A 16875-nucleotide genomic window follows, 5' to 3' on the forward strand; every position below is an offset into this window, starting at 1 on the left:
GATAATTGCCAAAATTTTGAAAAAGTGGTAGAATGCGGAATAAGGGAGACATATTTTATTTTTGCGGCGTAACATCGAGGAGAGACATTTTATGAATCAGAAATCGCAAATCACAGAAGAAGCATTAGTTGCAGGAATGAAACATTTAATAACCGTTATGCCATTTGAAAAAATAACCGTGAAGGAAATTGCCGATGCAGCCAATGTAAAGCGACCAACATTTTATAATCATTTTAAAGATAAGTATGATGTTGTCGAATATATTCTCAAACAGGAACTGGTTGAACCGGCCCGGACGCTGGTAGCCTGCGATATGCTTGAAGAGGCTATTCGTCTGATGCTTATGACGATGAAAAAGGAAAAGGCCTTCTATATGCGGGTGGCGCGTATCGGGGAAGACCGTATCTTTCATCAGATCGTGCTGCAACTTTTGAAAGAATTGCTGTTGGACGTTATGCGGGAACGGATGGTGGATGACGACGATAACAAAAATCCGATGCTGACAATGGATAATATTGCCGAATATTATGCTTATGGACTTACCTTTGGTATCAGCAAGTGGATACAGAAGGGAATGAAGATGGAAGTGGATGAGGTGCTTGAAGCATTGAAGGTACTATTATCCGAATCGTTGACGGATTTGGTTTATCGTCGCGATACAGAACAGAGTTTGACAAATATCACAAAAAAACGACGTTTTGGTGAAAATGTCGAAAATAGAAAACAAATTCAAAAGATTGAGTCTTAACAGATTCAATCTTTTTTTTTATGATGAATGGTAAATAAAGACAGAAATGTTTAATACAATATAAGAAGGGTGGTGGATGAATGGCGATAGGTATCGTTGCCATTATTGCGCTTGGCGTAGGCACCCATATTTTTGAGATTACAATGAAAGCAGCGGCAACTCAGGCCAGTTTAAGCCGAAAGCGGATGGTCGTATTGGGAGCAGTTTTTGGAGGCATCCAGATGCTTCTGATGCTTTTGGGGCTGTTTGTAACCTGGATAATTGAAGAAAACTGCGAAATGGATATGGTAAATCATATTTATCGATACGCCGCCATATGTTTTCTGTTTATGCTCATAGCCAAAAGTTTGTTTGAAGGAATATATACAAAGGAATTTCTCGAATGCCGGGCAGAGCCTTTATCTTTAAAGCAATGGGGGATGCAGGCGATACGGGCCGGAATTGAGTCATCTGTTGTCGGGATGAGTATTACCTACTTAAATCCCGATACTTTATATGATATGGTCTGTGTTTTGTGCATCAGCATTTTATCTGCCATCGGCGGGCTTTGGTATGGATATTGGAGTGGCGTTAAAGGGCAGCGGGTATTAAACTTAAGCGGCGCATTTATGTTGGGAATTGCCGGCGTTTATATGATTATACGTCAGAAGGCAGGAATTTAAAAAGGAGGAAACATATGAATACAGCAATTAGTAATCTTTCTCACGCAATGCAGAGGAAGGCAATCGGAATATTAGTGGATACAGTATTGAAACAAGTAAATAAGGACCGGGAGAAAGGTTTTCTGGATGCGGTGGACCTGGCAGAGCAGTTCTGGGGAAAAGGTTTTTCGAAAGAAGACTATGATAAAGTCCGGGCAGCGATCAAGGATCCAAATAATAAATGGATACGTTATATTAACCGGGTGCTGGATGAAACACATCCGAATGTAGCAAAAACAGCCATTATGAATCTGGGCTATGAAGCCTTTATTCGCGGAACAAAAACGATCCGTAAAAACCGGGAGATTTATAACTGCAATATTCCGTGGTTGATTTTATTTGACCCGACATCGGCTTGTAATATGCACTGTGAGGGTTGTTGGGCTGGTACTTATGGGAACAAACATAATCTGAGTTTTGAAGATATGGATAAAATTGTCACAGAAGGTAAAGCATTGGGTGTTTACCTTTACATGCTGACCGGTGGAGAACCGTTGGTACGCAAGAAAGACATTCTGCGTCTGGCTGAAAAACATAATGATGTGGAATTTTCTATTTATACGAATTCCACATTGATTGATGATGAGTTTTGTCAGGAAGTTGTTCGTCTTGGTAATATTACTTTCCAGCTTTCCATTGAAGGAACGCCGGAGACCAACGATGCAAGACGTGGTGATGGTCACTATGATGCGGTCATGAAGGCTATGGACCTGTTTAAAAAGTATGGAATTATTTTTGGAACTTCCATTTGTTATACGCGTTATAATATTGAAGCGGTAACCAGTGATGAATTTTTAAAGATGATTACGGAAAAGGGTGCACGTTTTGGTTTTTATTTCCACTATATGCCGGTAGGCAACAATGCGGTGACGGATTTAATGCCGACGGTAGAACAGCGGAAATACATGATTCAGAGAATACGTTATATCCGTTCAGCTGAGTCGGATATAGAGTTCTTCCCGATGGATTTCCAGAATGATGGTGAGTATGTGGGCGGCTGTATTGCTGGAGGACGGAACTATTTCCATATCAATTCGGCCGGAGATGCCGAACCTTGCGTATTTATTCACTATTCCAATGCAAATATCCACGATATGTCCATTCTTGAGATTTTGCAGAGTCCATTGTTTATGGCTTATCATGAAGGCCAGCCGTTTAACAAGAACCATCTCCGTCCGTGCCCGATGTTGGAAAATCCGGAATTACTTCAGGAAATGGTACACCGGACCGGGGCGCACAGCACAGATCTGGAATCTCCGGAACCGGTAGAGCATCTTTGTGGTAAATGCGCTGAGTATGCTTCTAATTGGCAGCCAAGTGCGGATGAGATCTGGAATCATTCGAAACATAAAAAGAAACCATATGAAAACTATAAAAAATCGGCAGAGAACAAAGCTGTCGGAGCTTAAATAAATCCATCTATTGTCATAATGCTGCATTTTCGTTATAATTAGGGTCAGGTAAAACTGACGAAGGGAAGTAACGAAGATGCAGCATTTTGATAGTGATTATATGGAAGGCGCCCATCCGGTCATTTTGCAGCGGCTGCTGGAGACGAATATGGAGAAGACGCCGGGATATGGAACAGATATATATTGTGAGAGGGCCGAAAAAAAGATTCTGGAAGCTTGCGGCTGTCCGGAGGGGAAAGTCTATTTTATGGTCGGAGGTACTCAGGTTAATTCTACGGTCATTGGGGCTCTGCTGAAATCCTACGAGGGAGTTGTGGCTGCCGATACGGGGCATATCAGCGTCCACGAGGCGGGAGCCGTGGAGGCGACAGGTCACAAAGTGCTGACGGTTCCGGGGGTACAGGGAAAACTTTTGCCGGAGACGTTAAAAACATACATGGAAACCTACTATGGCGACGAGAACCATGAGCATATGGTCTGGCCGGGAATGGTGTACATTTCTCATCCGACGGAATATGGTACGCTGTACACAAAAGATGAACTGGAAAAGCTGCATCAGATCTGCGGTGAATATCATATGCCTTTGTTTTTGGACGGAGCCCGGCTGGGATATGGATTGATGGCGGATGGTACGGATGTCACCCTCAGAGATGTTGCCCGGAACTGCGATGTATTTTATATTGGCGGAACAAAGGTTGGAGCGCTGTTCGGAGAAGCAGTCGTTTTGCCAAAATCCGGATGGATTCCCCATTTCTTTACAAGTATCAAACAACATGGCGCGCTGCTCGCAAAAGGACGTATCCTGGGTATTCAGTTCGATTCGCTTTTTACAGACAATCTGTATTTTGAAATCAGCCGCCATGCCATCGATATGGCTATGAAACTCAAGAAAGGTCTTTTGGAAAGGGGCTATACACTGTATATGGATACGGTGACGAATCAACAGTTTGTTCTGCTGGATAACAGCCAGTTGGAGGCTCTGGCCGGACAGGTTTCCTGTGGTTTCTGGGAAAAGCGGCCGGATGGCCGGACAGTGGTTCGGTTTGCGACAAGTTGGGCGACCCGGGAAGAAGATGTGGATGAATTGTTAGAAATTTTGGGACAGGTGAGTAGGGATGTATAATGAATTGACGGAAAATGATATTAAAAAGATGGAAGAGGAGATTGAATACCGGAAGCTGGTTGTGCGCAAAAATGCTCTTGAGGCAGTGAAGGAGGCCCGCTCTCATGGAGATTTGAGCGAAAACTTTGAATATCATGCGGCAAAAAAGGAAAAGAATCAGAATGAAAGCCGGATTCGCTATCTGGAAAGAATGATAAGAACGGCGAAGATTGTTACTGATGAATCTAAAGAGGATGAAGTGGGTTTAAATAACCTGGTCGATGTTTATTTTGAAGACGATGATGAAATGGAACGGTTTAAACTTGTGACGACGATACGGGGTAACTCTTTGGAGGGGCGTATCAGCACGGAATCACCCATCGGAAAAGCGATTTTCGGTCACAAGGTCGGTGATCGGGTTTATGTGGAGATGAATGAGAAACAGGGATATTATATTATCATAAAAAATATAGAAAAGATTCCGGATGACGATTCGGACCCGATTCAGAAATTTTAGAAATATTTTAGGAAAAATCCAGTAAAGTTTAATTGAATTTCTGGAGAGCAAAGGGTATAGTAATATCATTGTATAAATGGAAGGACGATGCATATGCGTAATAAGTTGCAGCGTTTTATGATGGGGCGCTATGGAATTGATAAGATGAATCAGGTGCTGTCAATCTGTTCACTTATTCTGGTTGCTTTAGGAATTTTTTTGAAGGTGCCTGTGCTATATTGGGCCGGCCTGGTGCTTATCGGATTTATATATTTTCGTATGCTTTCGAAGGATATTCCAAAAAGATATGCAGAAAATCAGGCTTTTTTACGGCATTACGATCGTCTGACCGGGTGGTTCGGCAGCAGGAAGCAGTCGATGGAACGGAATAAGGGGCATCGTATCTTCAGTTGCCCTCAGTGCAAACAGAAGGTGCGGGTTCCAAAGGGCAAAGGCAACATCAGCATTCACTGTCCAAAATGCGGAAATGATTTTATTAAACGGAGTTAGGCGGTTTCTATGTTCGGCTATGTGGTTATCAATGAACCGGAATTGAAAATTAAAGATTATCGGGAATACAGAGGGGTATATTGCGGCTTATGTCAGACATTGAAGCGCAAGTATGGCCCCTTTGGTCAGTTATGTCTGAATAATGACATGACGTTTATGGCCCTGCTGCATATGTCCCTTTACGAGGATGAGGAAGCCGGACGGGAGCGGATGTACCGGTGTAAATTGCATCCGACACGAAAACAGAAAATCTATGATAACCCATGTCTGGAATATGCGGCGGATATGACGTTGGTTTTGAGCTACTATCTGGCCAGAGATCACTGGATGGATGACCGGAAGCCGGAGGCCCTGCTGCATATGCATCTGCTCCGGAAAAAGGTGCGGAAGCTTTTAAAAATTTATCCGAGGCAGTTCCAGGCGGTACGGAATTATGTCTACCGGTTGGAGGCGGCAGAGCGTGCCGGAGAAAAGGATCTGGACGTGCTGGCCGGGCTGACAGGAACCATGCTGGGCGAGATCATGAACTGGAAGAACGATGTCTGGGCTGATATGATTAGAGAGACGGGATTTTACCTGGGAAAATTCATTTATTTGATGGATGCGTATGAAGATCTGGATAAAGATATTAAGAAACATCGGTTTAATCCGTTGACGGTTTATAAGGATCAGCAGGATTTCGAGAAGAAGATATTTTCCATGTTGGATCTGATGATGGCAGACTGCGCCCGGAGTTTCGAAAAACTTCCGCTGCATCTGGATGTTGAAATTTTGCGGAATATACTGTATGCTGGAGTATGGAGTAAGTACATGAAGATCAGAAATGATAAAAATAAGACGGAGGAAGTTCGGGATGAATCCTTATGATATATTGGGTGTTTCACCATCAGCGTCAGATGAAGAGATCAAGAAAGCCTATCGGACGTTGAGCAGAAAATATCATCCGGATGCCAATGTGGGCAAGCCGGGGGAAAAGGCGGCCGAAGAAAAATTTAAACAGATTCAGCAGGCCTATACCCAGATTATGAAGGAAAGAGAGCAGGGATATAGCACCTATGGTTATCAAAATAATAACCAGACGGCCGGAGGGGATTCGGATACAGTGGAAATGCAGGCAGCGGCAAATTTCATTAACAGTCGTCGTTTCAGAGAAGCGTTGAATGTTCTGGAAGGTATTCGGAACCGTAATGCTCAGTGGTATTATTTTTCAGCAATCGCCAATGCGGGACTTGGAAATAACCTTCGCGCCCAGGATATGGCCCGTCAGGCCATGGAAATGGAGCCGAATAATGCCCAGTATCAGATGCTCTGGCAGCAGCTTCAGTCCGGACGCCAATGGTACGGCAATATGGCCGGCGGTTATGGCCGACCTCAGATGTCTATGGATAATATATGTTGTCAGATTTTAGCTTTAAATATGATGTGCGGCTGTTGTTGCCGGCCGTGTTAAAAGAGGTGTGGTGGCTGTTTTTTGCCATTTTAAATAATACCTTCCGGTTATTGTTCAATGAATAAACAATATTGTACAGATTGTATTTATTTTAGTACAATATAGTTGGGTTAAGAATTCAAGGGAAATGAACAGTAACATGGGAGGTATTATTATGGGAAAAATCATGAGCGCCGAAGAAGCATCGATGTTGGTAAAGGGCGGAGACACGATTGCGGTTGGTGGTTTTGTTGGATGTAATCATCCAGAAGAATTAACCGTGGCATTGGAAAAACGTTTCCTGGCAACGGGGTGTCCGAGAGATTTAACGCTTGTTTATGCAGCCGGACAGGGTGATGGAAAAGATAAAGGACTGAATCACCTTGGCCATGAAGGCATGCTTAAAAAGATTATTGGGGGCCATTGGGGGCTTACACCGAAGCTTCAGAAGCTGGCGGTGGAAAATAAGGTAGAGGCTTACAACCTGCCGCAGGGAGTTATTACCCATCTCTTTAGAGATATTGCGGCAGGGAAGCCGGGAACCATTACACATGTAGGCCTGGAAACTTTTGTAGATCCTCGTTTGGACGGTGGAAAAATCAATTCGAAAACAAAAGAAGATATCGTAAAACTGATTGAACTGGATGGCGACGAATTCCTATATTATAAAGCTTTCCCGATTGATGTGGCATTCATTCGGGCCACCTATTGTGACCCGGACGGCAATGCCTGCATGCGGAAGGAAGCGGTAACTCTGGAAAGTCTCTCCATTGCTCAGGCAGTAAAGGCTTCCGGCGGCAAAGTTATACTTCAGGTGGAGAGCATCGTGGAATCCGGAAGTATCGATCCAAGACTTGTGAAGATTCCGGGTATTTATGTGGATGCTATCGTTATCTCGGAACCGGAAAATCATATGCAGACCTTTGGCGAACATTTCAATCCGTCTTACTGCGGGGATATCCGTGTTCCTGTGGACAGCCTGAAACCGATGGAACTGGGGGTCCGTAAGATTATCAGCCGTCGGGCGGCGATGGAACTTCAAAGTCAGGCAGTGATCAATCTGGGAATCGGTATTCCGGAAGGCATTGCAAGTGTGGCCAATGAAGAGGGCGTCAGGGGGCTCAAGCTGACAGTGGAATCCGGTCCGATCGGCGGCGTTCCGGCCGGCGGCAAGAGCTTTGGCGCTGTGGCGAATCCGGAGTGTATTCTGGATCAGCCATATCAGTTTGATTTCTATGATGGCGGCGGCCTGGATATGGCCTTCCTTGGTCTTGCACAGTGCGATGAAGAAGGTAATATCAATGTCAGCAAGTTCGGTCCGAAGATTGCAGGCTGCGGCGGATTTATTAATATTACACAGAATGCAAAGAGAGTTGTTTTCTGCGGGACCTTTACGGCCGGCGGCCTGGAGGTGGCTGTTGAAGATGGTAAGCTCAATATCCGCCAGGAAGGCAAGAGCCGTAAGTTTATGAACCATGTAGAACAGATTACTTTCAGCGGCAATTATGCAAAACGTTTAAATAAAGAAGTTCTTTATATTACGGAGCGGGCTGTGTTCAAATTGACAAAAGAAGGCCTGATGCTTATTGAAATAGCTCCGGGTGTGGATCTTGAGAAAGATGTTCTGGCTCATATGGATTTTAAGCCTTTGATTTCCAAAGACTTAAAGCTTATGGATGACTTCCTCTTCCGTGAGGAACTGATGAATCTGGCTAAGAAAATTGCATAAATTGCTATAATGTAGATTTGCCTATATTTGAAGTGGTTTTTCAACGGATATCGTTGGGGAGCCGCTTCTTTTTTATGGAAAATATTTTGCCAGCTATGAGGATGCGATGGCTTTACTGGATGAGGATGGTAAGCTTGGGAGTTTTGGAAAATACTTTTTGAGTTTTCGGATAAAGGGGAGTCTTACTACATATAATGAAAATGCTGTAAAGGCGGATTTCAGTATATGTGCAAGGCTCCTCTTTTCAAATGGGAAGGGGTAGTGTAAAATGGATATAAAACGATGAAATAGGACGGGAGCGATAGGATGCTTGAAAAACTGCAGGGGCGTAAGCCGACGTTAATTGATATGGAAAGCTACCGGCGGTCGGCAGTGGTCATACCGTTGATGGAAACAGAAAATGGCTATGAAGTTCTTTTTGAGGTGCGGGCCATCGGATTGAAGCATCAGCCGGGGGAAATTTGTTTTCCGGGCGGCGGATGTGACAGGGGAGAGATGCCGGAAGCAGCAGCCCTTCGGGAAATCTGCGAGGAATTATTGCTTTCATCGGACCAGGTACTGCTTGAAGCGCCGATGGATATTTTTGTTTCGCCCTTCAATATGGTCATTTATCCCTATTTGGGAACATTGAAGAGTTATGAAGGAACCTATAGCAGAGATGAGGTTTTAGAAATATTTACCGTTCCGCTGAGGTTTTTTATGGAAAATGAACCGGGAATCTACTATAATAAGGTATACACCGAACCACCTGAGAATTTTCCGTGGGACAAAGTTCGGGGGGGATATCGGTACCGTTGGAATACGGGAACCTATCCGGTGCTTTTTTATGAATATAAAGACCGGGTCATCTGGGGAATTACGGCGCGGATCATGCGGAATACGGTGCAGCTCATGCGGGCAGCCGGCTGGAGGATAGAATGAAGATGAAGAAGATAAAGAAAAGTACGATTGTTGAGGCACAGAAACGAAAAAAGAAGATTGTCGAATTTTATTATATGACACCGGAAAAGACGGATGCCAAAGAGTTGACAAGGTTTATAACTTCCGTGGATGAGGAGAAAGTGGACGTCTGGCCGGAACTGAATTTGATGGAAGTCGTATTGGACAGTGATTCGCTTATTTTTCAGGATGGCCGGGAATGTTTTGTGGACCCGCTGGATCTGGAATTTATCGAAGAACGAAAGATTCAGTCGATTTATGTGGTCAGTTATGAAGAGGGAGACGACCAGAAAGCCCGCAGGGTCATCAAGGAGATTCTGGACGCAAAAGGCGGTTTTCTGTGCAGCGATACGGAAGATTTCGAGCCGATGTTTACGGCAGATACGATTTTGTAAAGCGGGATGAGTGATCGTGGGGACAGTTTTATGAGATACGATATTTTGCTCTGGGATGTTGACGGAACGTTGATGGATTTTAAGCAGGCGGAAGCAAAAGCTTTGAGCCAAAGTCTGAAAGAAATCAGTGTAGAGCCGACGGAGAAATTGATCAGTGAATATTCCAGAATCAACATTTCTTATTGGAAGCGTCTGGAGACCGGAGAATTGACAAAAGATGAAGTGCTTCTGGGACGGTTTGTTGAATTCCTTGGTAAAATGAACATACAAGCTGAGGCGGAAACATTTTTAATGAGCTATGAAGAGCATCTTGGACATACCTGGTTTATTCAGGATGATTCTCTGGAATTATGTAAAAAACTTCGTAGGGAAGGACTTCGCCAGTACGTGGTTACGAACGGGTGGGTGTTTGTTCAGAAGACCAAGCTTCGGGAATCAGGCTTTGATCAGGTTATGGACGGCAGTTTCATTTCCGATGAATTCGGCGTGCCAAAGCCGAAAAAAGCTTTTTTCGAAGCCTGTTTTGAACAGATTTTCGGGACAAAGACGCCGTCGCCGTCGGACCTTAGCCGGGTGTTGATCATTGGTGACTCGCTGAGCAGCGATATGAGAGGCGGCGTGAATGCCGGAATCGACCGCTGTTGGTACAGACCATCCGGCGAGACGAATACAGAAAATATTCCGGTCAACTATGAAATTGAGGATTTATGGCAGATATGGGATGTCTTGGCAGGCTCTGACTGAAACTATCCGGATATCTGCCGTGTTAAAAAGCGGAAATAAAAAAATGCCTTTGGGACAATCCGTCACGACTGACAGGAACCCAAAGGCGTTTTTTTGTTTTATTCACGGCGCCATCTTCCGGAAGCGCCGCATGGTAAGATCAGGCCGTTGCCGGAAACAGGTAACCCAACTTCGTCGGAAACAACATGACCGCCGAATTTTGGAGTCAGTTCGGTGGAAAGCATGTAAGTCAATACTGCTGGCTGTAAGCCGGTTGTATAGGAATTTACAAGATAAAACAGTGGATTGTCACTGAGCAGCTTTGCGCATAATTGAATAAACGGATGGATATTGGCTTCAATTTTCCAGATTTCACCCTTAGGTCCGCGTCCGTAAGAAGGAGGATCCATGATAATGGCATCGTAAGTGTTGCCGCGTCGAATCTCTCTCTCAACAAATTTTACGCAGTCATCGACAATCCAACGGATAGGTGCGTCGGAAAGGCCGCTGGACCGGGCGTTTTCCTTTGCCCAGGTGACCATCCCTTTGGATGCGTCCACATGGGTGACGCTGGCGCCGGCGGCTGCGGCAGCACAGGTAGCCCCGCCGGTATAGGCAAAAAGATTTAATACTTTGATTGGTCGGTGGGCGTCGCGGATGAGCTTGCTGAACCAATCCCAGTTTGCCGCCTGTTCCGGAAACAATCCAGTGTGTTTGAAGCTGAACGGTTTTAAGTTAAACGTCAGACTGCCATAGTGGATGGACCATTGTTCCGGCAAGTCAAAAAATTCCCATTGACCGCCGCCTTTATTGCTGCGGTGGTAATGACCGTTCATTTTGTTCCAGCCCCGATGTGTTTTCGGGGTATTCCATATCACCTGTGGATCCGGTCGGACGAGCAGATATTTCCCCCAACGTTCCAGTTTTTCTCCACCGGATGTATCAATAACTTCATAATCTTTCCAATGATTGGCAATAAACATAAGGCACCTCTTCGCATTTTTTCTACCCTATATAATACATGAGGGATGCAGGTTTGTCCATCCTGCGTCTGGATGGATTTCAATATTCGTTTTTGTAGATATTTTTGAGTATATGAATTATAATGAAATTGAAACACAAATGGGGGGATTGAAAATGGAACGGATAGAGGATCGTCTGGATTTCAGCAGATATGATAAATTGTTGGATGTGAAGAAGCTTATATCCCGGGGACTTGATGCAGTTGTGGGAGAACTACTGTATACCCGTGAGATTTATGAAAAGTTACATGCCATTTTCGAGGATTCTCAGGATGGCTTTTTTATTACTGACGGCGAAGGACGTATTTTGATGGTAAATAAAGCTTATGAAGAAATGTCCGGGATTAAGAGCGAAGAAATATTGGGTGGTCATGTCAGGGAACTGGAAGGAAAATTAATTTCTTATTCTGCATCTTTGATCACGATTCAGTCAGGGAAGCCAATGACAATTGAGCAGACCTTCTACAGGACCGGACGAAAGGCCTACATCAGCAGCACGCCGATTTTTGATGATGACGGGAAGATTGTCATGATTGTGAGTAATACAAGAGATTTTCAAATGATTGAAGATTTGCGGCGGGAACTGACTCAGAAGAATGAGCAGGTACAGGAGTACGAAGAACGGATTAAGGCGATGGCCCAACAGAATATCAACCAGTCCCAGCTTCTGGTCAATGACCCCCGGATGTATGAGACGATTTACAAGGCTTCCAAGGTGGCTGATAAAGATACAACAGTCCTAATCCAGGGGGAAACCGGTACGGGCAAGGAAATGCTGGCAAATTTCATACATCAGAACAGTTTGAGAAAAGATAAGATTTTACTGTGTCTGAACTGCGGAGCCATCTCGAGAGACTTGATCGAGACCGAATTGTTTGGCTATGTGGGAGGCGCTTTTACGGGCGGGCTTCCGAAGGGGAAGCCGGGATACTTTGAGATAGCTGACGGCGGGACCTTGTTTTTAGATGAAATCGGAGAATTGCCTTTTAATGTTCAGATGAAGCTATTAAGAACCCTCCAGGAGAAAGAAATTATCCGGGTAGGAGCAGGCAAACCCAAAAAGGTCGATGTACGGGTGATCGCGGCAACGAACAGAGATTTGATGCAGATGGTCGAACGGAATGAATTCCGGGCCGATCTCTATTATCGCTTAAATGTGGTCAATATTGAGATTCCGCCGCTCAGGGAGAGAAGGCAGGATATTGTTCCGTTGGCAAATCTTTTTTTAAAGCGGTTTAATGATAAATTCAAAACAAATAAGAGCCTGAGCGCTTATTCTTATAAAATGCTTGAGGATTATGACTGGCCGGGAAATGTCCGGGAACTTAAAAATACCATTGAGAAAATGGTGATTTTAAGCGATGAAGACATCATATCTGTGGCGGATATTAAGAAAGAAGAATCCAGATTTGCTTTTGAACGTCCTGAAATCGGAGCCGTGAACTTGAAAGAGATACTGGAACAGATTGAATTGCAATATATCCATGAATATTATGAGGAGTATAAGACGTTGGAGAAGGCTGCGGACAAGTTGGGGGTAAATGTGAAGACGCTTTCCAGGAGAAAAAGATATCTTGAACAAAAATATTTATTGGATGAACAGGAGTTTAACAAGGAGAAATCTCAAATATAAGAAAAATCTCAAAAACGAGAAGCGGGAAAGGGAAATAAATCTCATAATTGAGAATAAAATCGGAGGAATTGACGGAGAGAATTGATTTTACACCGTCAGTTCCTTATTTTATTGGATTTATAATTGATTTTCAAGTTGGCACAAAATTTGCTATTAGTTAAATTGATGACAAAAATGGCAGTGAAAGCTAAAATAAAAAAGGAGAGGTAACTATGGCTTTAATGACAGGTAAAGAGTATGAAGAAAGTTTAAAAAAAATGAAGATGCGGATTTTCCTTTTTGGTGAGGAAATGGAAACGGCAGTCGGCAATCCGATTCTCCAGCCGTCCATCAATTCCATCAAAGCGACCTATGATCTGGCGCATATGCCGGAGTATGAGGATTTGATGACAGCAACCTCCAATATTACAGGTGAAAAAATCAATCGTTTTACACACATTCATCAGAGCGCCGAGGATCTGGTGAAGAAGGTAAAAATGCAGCGTCTGCTCGGACAGAAGACAGCGGCTTGTTTCCAGCGCTGTGTTGGCATGGATGCTTTTAATGCGGTATACAGCACAACTTATGAAGTGGACCAGAAGTGCGGAACAAATTATCATGAGAATTTTAGAAAATTTGCCGCATATGTTCAGGAGAATGACCTGGTGGTTGACGGCGCTATGACAGACACCAAGGGTGACCGGAGTCTTGCGCCTTCCAAACAGGCAGACCCGGATTTGTATCTTCACGTTGTTGAACGTCGTCCGGACGGTATTGTTGTCCGCGGCGCAAAGGCCCATCAGACAGGTATTGTCAATTCCCATGAGGTTCTCGTTATGCCGACAGTGGCTATGGGACCGGATGATAAAGACTATGCCGTATCTTTTGCAGTGCCGCTGGATTCGGAAGGTCTGGTCATGGTCGTTGGACGTCAGAGCTGCGATACACGAAAGACAGAAAATACCACATTGGATGTAGGTAACGATGTCTACGGCGGTATGGAAGCGTTGACTGTATTTGACAACGTGTTTGTTCCGAATGACCGTATTTTCTTAAATGGTGAAACCGAATTTGCCGGTATGCTTGTAGAACGCTTTGCCGGATACCACAGACAGAGCTATGGCGGATGTAAAGTCGGCGTGGGCGACGTACTGATCGGCGCAACAGCCCTTGCAGCCGAATACAATGGCGCGGAGAAAGCTTCCCATATCAAAGATAAACTGATCGAAATGACCCACTTGAATGAAACATTATATTGCTGCGGCATTGCATGTTCCTCCGAAGGAACAGAGACAGCGTCAGGCAACTATCTGATTGATCTGATGCTGGCCAACGTATGTAAGCAGAACGTGACACGCTTCCCATATGAGATTGCCCGTCTGGCTCAGGATATTGCCGGAGGTCTGATGGTAACTCTTCCGTCGGAAAAAGATATCAACCATCCGGTAGCCGGCGCTTATATTAAAAAATACTTTGCCGGAACATCGACAACGCCGATTGAAAATCGTTTTAAGATCATGCGTCTCATTGAAAACCTGACAATGGGAACCGCCGCGGTAGGATATCTGACCGAATCCCTCCACGGCGCAGGAAGTCCGCAGGCTCAGAGAGTCGTTATTTCCAGACAGAGCAATATGCCGGGTAAGAAAGCGCTGGCAAAAGCCATTGTACATATTGAAGATTAATTAAGAAACGGGACGCCCCGAAGGTTTGAAAGGACCTTTGGGGCGGCGTTTTTAAGTTTTTTCAAAAGTACAAAAAAAAACTTGCATATTACTGGCAAATCATGTATAATAACGAATGTTGTGACATTGATAGCTGTGAAGCGTGAGGTTGCTGCAGGCCATGCAGGTGTTCCGTGGAGCGAATGTCAAGTTAGAAAAACTGGCGACAAGTCACTGTACAATGTAGAACCATCTGTGAGGAACAGAGATGACGTGTGCGTAGAGAGAAGAGGACACACACGGGAAGATGTACAGTCACCGCTTGTCGTACTGAATGTAAAAGTGCGAAAAGGAGGCGACTTTTTTTATGGCAAGTCAAGTAATGAGAATTACGTTAAAAGCGTATGATCACAAATTAATCGATCAGAGTGCCGGAAAAATTATCGAAACTGTAAAGAAAACGGGATCCAAGGTGAGTGGACCAGTGCCGCTGCCGACAAAGAAAGAAGTAGTTACAATTCTTAGAGCTGTACACAAATATAAAGATTCCCGGGAACAGTTCGAACAGAGAACGCACAAGAGACTGATCGATATCATCACACCAACACAGAAAACTGTAGATGCATTATCCAGACTGGAGATGCCTGCCGGTGTGTACATCGACATCAAGATGAAAACAAAATAATTCATGATGGAAATTATCCTTAGTGTTGAGGAAGTATAGAATTACCGAATCAATACATCTAGGATGATTGCACATACAGTGTAATCCGCTGTAGATGAAACAGGAGGTAAATATGAAGAAAGCGATTTTAACAACCAAAGTTGGAATGACTCAGATTTTCAACGAAGATGGAGTTCTGACTCCAGTAACAGTTCTTCAGGCCGGACCTTGCGTTGTAACACAGGTTAAGACTGTAGAAAATGATGGATACGCTGCAGTTCAGGTTGGATTCGGCGATATCAGAGAAAAATTAGTGAACAAACCGATGAAAGGTCACTTTGCAAAAGCAGGTGTTGCTCCAAAGAGATTTGTTCGGGAATTCAGATTAGAAGATGCTGAAAGCTATGCTGTAGGTCAGGAAATCAAAGCGGACGTTTTTGCTGCTGGAGATAAAGTAGACGCTACTGCTAAATCCAAAGGTAAAGGCTTCCAGGGCGCAATCAAGAGACACGGACAGTCCAGAGGACCTATGGCTCATGGTTCCAAATACCACAGACATGCAGGTTCCAACGGTTCCGCAACAACACCAGGCCGCGTTTTTAAAGGAAAGAAAATGCCGGGACATATGGGTGCGGTAAGAATTACAGTTCAGAATCTTGAAGTTGTCAGAGTTGATGCTGAACAGAACTTAATCTTAGTTAAAGGTGCGGTACCAGGACCTAAGAAATCTTTAGTAATGATTAAGGAATCAACCAAAGCCTAATGAGCTTTGAGGAAGGAGGACATACAGATGGCAAACGTATCTGTTTATAATATCGAAGGCAATCAGATTGGCGAGATGGAATTAAGCGATGCAGTATTTGGCGTTGAAGTAAACGAACATCTCCTGCACATGGCTGTTGTAAATCATCTTGCTGCAAAACGCCAGGGAACACAGAGCGCAAAAACGCGTTCTGAAGTCAGCGGCGGAGGAAAGAAACCATGGAGACAGAAAGGAACCGGTCATGCAAGACAGGGTTCAACAAGAGCTCCACAGTGGACAGGCGGCGGTGTTGTATTTGCTCCGAAGCCAAGAGATTATTCTTTCAAATTGAATAAGAAAGAAAGAAGAGCAGCTCTTAAATCTGCTTTATCCAGCAAAGTTGCAGAAAACAAGATCATCGTTTTAGATGCTTTTAATATGGAAGAAGTTAAGACAAAGAAATTCAAAGCTGTTATGGATGCTTTAAAAGTTTCCAAAGCGCTGGTCGTTGTTGATAATAATAACAACGTTGTATTATCCGCAAGAAACATTCCGAGTGTTAAGACGGCTTCCACAAGCACAATTAACGTATACGATATTCTGAAATATGACACATTAGTGGTTACTCAGGATGCAGTTGCTACAATCCAGGAGGTGTACGCATAATGGCTGATATTAAATATTATGACGTAATCCTTAAACCAGTGATTACAGAAAAAAGTATGAACCAGATGGCTGAGAAAAAATACACTTTCTTAGTGCATCCGCAGGCTACAAAGAGCCAGGTAAAAGAAGCTGTTGAGAAAATGTTCGAAGGAACAAAAGTTGCAAGCGTAAACACAATGAACTGCGAAGGAAAAAACAAACGCCGCGGCATGGTTTATGGAAAGACAGCTAAAACCAAAAAAGCAATCGTTAAATTAACAGAAGACAGCAAAGATATTGAAATCTTCGCCGGGTTATAAGGATACCTGTTATAAGACTTGC

The 16875-nt window shown here is 44.0% G+C and carries 19 protein-coding genes; 18 read left to right on the forward strand and 1 reads right to left on the reverse strand.

What is annotated here, in order from left to right:
• Positions 1-91: 91 nt before the first annotated feature.
• The 12 genes from EV212_RS08330 to EV212_RS08385 all read left to right on the forward strand — a co-directional run bounded on the left by EV212_RS08330 (position 92) and on the right by EV212_RS08385 (position 10205).
• Positions 92-748 carry a TetR/AcrR family transcriptional regulator C-terminal domain-containing protein gene (locus EV212_RS08330; RefSeq protein WP_132091686.1) on the forward strand — a complete coding sequence of 219 codons (657 nt, stop codon included), beginning with the start codon at positions 92-94 and terminating at the stop codon, positions 746-748.
• An 80-nt stretch (positions 749-828) separates the two neighbouring features.
• Complete coding sequence (locus EV212_RS08335; RefSeq protein WP_132091689.1) at positions 829-1410, forward strand: manganese efflux pump; 582 nt, start codon at positions 829-831, stop codon at positions 1408-1410.
• 14 nt (positions 1411-1424) lie between these two features.
• Positions 1425-2858 (forward strand): radical SAM protein, encoded by a 1434-nt coding sequence (locus tag EV212_RS08340; RefSeq protein ID WP_132091692.1) that lies wholly within the window; start codon positions 1425-1427, stop codon positions 2856-2858.
• 79 nt (positions 2859-2937) lie between these two features.
• Positions 2938-3984 carry a threonine aldolase family protein gene (locus EV212_RS08345; protein WP_132091695.1) on the forward strand — a complete coding sequence of 349 codons (1047 nt, stop codon included), beginning with the start codon at positions 2938-2940 and terminating at the stop codon, positions 3982-3984.
• Positions 3977-4480 (forward strand): transcription elongation factor GreA, encoded by a 504-nt coding sequence (greA, locus tag EV212_RS08350; RefSeq protein WP_132091698.1) that lies wholly within the window; start codon positions 3977-3979, stop codon positions 4478-4480. Before EV212_RS08345 ends, greA begins: the two co-directional genes overlap by 8 nt.
• Positions 4481-4573: 93 nt before the next feature.
• Complete coding sequence (locus EV212_RS08355) at positions 4574-4969, forward strand: hypothetical protein (RefSeq protein WP_243115511.1); 396 nt, start codon at positions 4574-4576, stop codon at positions 4967-4969.
• A 9-nt stretch (positions 4970-4978) separates the two neighbouring features.
• Positions 4979-5836, forward strand: coding sequence for a DUF5685 family protein (locus EV212_RS08360; protein WP_132091704.1), 858 nt, complete (start codon positions 4979-4981; stop codon positions 5834-5836).
• Positions 5823-6419, forward strand: a complete 597-nt coding sequence (locus EV212_RS08365) for a J domain-containing protein (protein WP_132091707.1) — start codon at positions 5823-5825, stop codon at positions 6417-6419. The genes EV212_RS08360 and EV212_RS08365 overlap by 14 nt, the downstream gene beginning before the upstream one ends.
• A 154-nt stretch (positions 6420-6573) precedes the next feature.
• Positions 6574-8127, forward strand: coding sequence for an acyl CoA:acetate/3-ketoacid CoA transferase (locus EV212_RS08370; RefSeq protein ID WP_132091710.1), 1554 nt, complete (start codon positions 6574-6576; stop codon positions 8125-8127).
• Positions 8128-8433: 306 nt separating this feature from the next.
• Positions 8434-9048, forward strand: a complete 615-nt coding sequence (locus EV212_RS08375) for an NUDIX hydrolase (protein WP_132091713.1) — start codon at positions 8434-8436, stop codon at positions 9046-9048.
• A complete protein-coding gene (locus EV212_RS08380) occupies positions 9045-9461 on the forward strand; it encodes a hypothetical protein (protein WP_132091716.1) in 417 nt (138 codons plus the stop codon). Before EV212_RS08375 ends, EV212_RS08380 begins: the two co-directional genes overlap by 4 nt.
• A 30-nt stretch (positions 9462-9491) precedes the next feature.
• Positions 9492-10205 (forward strand): YjjG family noncanonical pyrimidine nucleotidase, encoded by a 714-nt coding sequence (locus EV212_RS08385; protein ID WP_165873339.1) that lies wholly within the window; start codon positions 9492-9494, stop codon positions 10203-10205.
• Positions 10206-10303: 98 nt separating this feature from the next.
• On the opposite strand, the gene EV212_RS08390 is transcribed toward EV212_RS08385, so the two are convergent.
• A complete protein-coding gene (locus tag EV212_RS08390) occupies positions 10304-11167 on the reverse strand; it encodes a class I SAM-dependent methyltransferase (RefSeq protein WP_132091722.1) in 864 nt (287 codons plus the stop codon).
• Positions 11168-11321: 154 nt separating this feature from the next.
• Between EV212_RS08390 and EV212_RS08395 the strand changes: the two genes are divergently transcribed.
• The 6 genes from EV212_RS08395 to rplW all read left to right on the forward strand — a co-directional run bounded on the left by EV212_RS08395 (position 11322) and on the right by rplW (position 16853).
• Entirely contained in the window at positions 11322-12839 is a 1518-nt protein-coding gene (locus tag EV212_RS08395; RefSeq protein WP_165873340.1) for a sigma-54 interaction domain-containing protein, read from the forward strand.
• A gap of 212 nt (positions 12840-13051) precedes the next feature.
• Positions 13052-14503: a 4-hydroxyphenylacetate 3-hydroxylase family protein gene (locus tag EV212_RS08400; RefSeq protein WP_132091727.1), complete on the forward strand. Its 1452-nt coding sequence runs from the start codon at positions 13052-13054 to the stop codon at positions 14501-14503.
• 346 nt (positions 14504-14849) lie between these two features.
• The gene (gene rpsJ / locus EV212_RS08405; RefSeq protein ID WP_132091730.1) at positions 14850-15167 is read left to right on the forward strand and encodes a 30S ribosomal protein S10; all 318 of its coding nucleotides are present in this window, start codon (positions 14850-14852) and stop codon (positions 15165-15167) included.
• 112 nt (positions 15168-15279) lie between these two features.
• Positions 15280-15909 carry a 50S ribosomal protein L3 gene (gene rplC, locus EV212_RS08410; RefSeq protein WP_132091733.1) on the forward strand — a complete coding sequence of 210 codons (630 nt, stop codon included), beginning with the start codon at positions 15280-15282 and terminating at the stop codon, positions 15907-15909.
• Positions 15910-15936: 27 nt separating this feature from the next.
• Complete coding sequence (gene rplD / locus EV212_RS08415) at positions 15937-16554, forward strand: 50S ribosomal protein L4 (protein WP_132091736.1); 618 nt, start codon at positions 15937-15939, stop codon at positions 16552-16554.
• Complete coding sequence (rplW, locus tag EV212_RS08420; RefSeq protein ID WP_132091739.1) at positions 16554-16853, forward strand: 50S ribosomal protein L23; 300 nt, start codon at positions 16554-16556, stop codon at positions 16851-16853. Before rplD ends, rplW begins: the two co-directional genes overlap by 1 nt.
• The last annotated feature ends 22 nt before the right edge of the window (positions 16854-16875 follow it).

Origin of the sequence: Frisingicoccus caecimuris, from assembly GCF_004340975.1 — a bacterium.
In the GTDB taxonomy this organism is placed as follows: domain Bacteria; phylum Bacillota; class Clostridia; order Lachnospirales; family Lachnospiraceae; genus Frisingicoccus; species Frisingicoccus caecimuris.

Bases quoted from the DNA above. Each gene is read 5' to 3' on its own strand.
- EV212_RS08330 (WP_132091686.1), top strand. From the start codon at position 92: ATGAATCAGAAATCGCAAATCACAGAAGAAGCATTAGTTGCAGGAATG.
- EV212_RS08335 (WP_132091689.1), top strand. From the start codon at position 829: ATGGCGATAGGTATCGTTGCCATTATTGCGCTTGGCGTAGGCACCCAT.
- EV212_RS08340 (WP_132091692.1), top strand. From the start codon at position 1,425: ATGAATACAGCAATTAGTAATCTTTCTCACGCAATGCAGAGGAAGGCA.
- EV212_RS08345 (WP_132091695.1), top strand. From the start codon at position 2,938: ATGCAGCATTTTGATAGTGATTATATGGAAGGCGCCCATCCGGTCATT.
- greA (WP_132091698.1), top strand. From the start codon at position 3,977: ATGTATAATGAATTGACGGAAAATGATATTAAAAAGATGGAAGAGGAG.
- EV212_RS08355 (WP_243115511.1), top strand. From the start codon at position 4,574: ATGCGTAATAAGTTGCAGCGTTTTATGATGGGGCGCTATGGAATTGAT.
- EV212_RS08360 (WP_132091704.1), top strand. From the start codon at position 4,979: ATGTTCGGCTATGTGGTTATCAATGAACCGGAATTGAAAATTAAAGAT.
- EV212_RS08365 (WP_132091707.1), top strand. From the start codon at position 5,823: ATGAATCCTTATGATATATTGGGTGTTTCACCATCAGCGTCAGATGAA.
- EV212_RS08370 (WP_132091710.1), top strand. From the start codon at position 6,574: ATGGGAAAAATCATGAGCGCCGAAGAAGCATCGATGTTGGTAAAGGGC.
- EV212_RS08375 (WP_132091713.1), top strand. From the start codon at position 8,434: ATGCTTGAAAAACTGCAGGGGCGTAAGCCGACGTTAATTGATATGGAA.
- EV212_RS08380 (WP_132091716.1), top strand. From the start codon at position 9,045: ATGAAGATGAAGAAGATAAAGAAAAGTACGATTGTTGAGGCACAGAAA.
- EV212_RS08385 (WP_165873339.1), top strand. From the start codon at position 9,492: ATGAGATACGATATTTTGCTCTGGGATGTTGACGGAACGTTGATGGAT.
- EV212_RS08390 (WP_132091722.1), bottom strand. From the start codon at position 11,167: ATGTTTATTGCCAATCATTGGAAAGATTATGAAGTTATTGATACATCC.
- EV212_RS08395 (WP_165873340.1), top strand. From the start codon at position 11,322: ATGGAACGGATAGAGGATCGTCTGGATTTCAGCAGATATGATAAATTG.
- EV212_RS08400 (WP_132091727.1), top strand. From the start codon at position 13,052: ATGGCTTTAATGACAGGTAAAGAGTATGAAGAAAGTTTAAAAAAAATG.
- rpsJ (WP_132091730.1), top strand. From the start codon at position 14,850: ATGGCAAGTCAAGTAATGAGAATTACGTTAAAAGCGTATGATCACAAA.
- rplC (WP_132091733.1), top strand. From the start codon at position 15,280: ATGAAGAAAGCGATTTTAACAACCAAAGTTGGAATGACTCAGATTTTC.
- rplD (WP_132091736.1), top strand. From the start codon at position 15,937: ATGGCAAACGTATCTGTTTATAATATCGAAGGCAATCAGATTGGCGAG.
- rplW (WP_132091739.1), top strand. From the start codon at position 16,554: ATGGCTGATATTAAATATTATGACGTAATCCTTAAACCAGTGATTACA.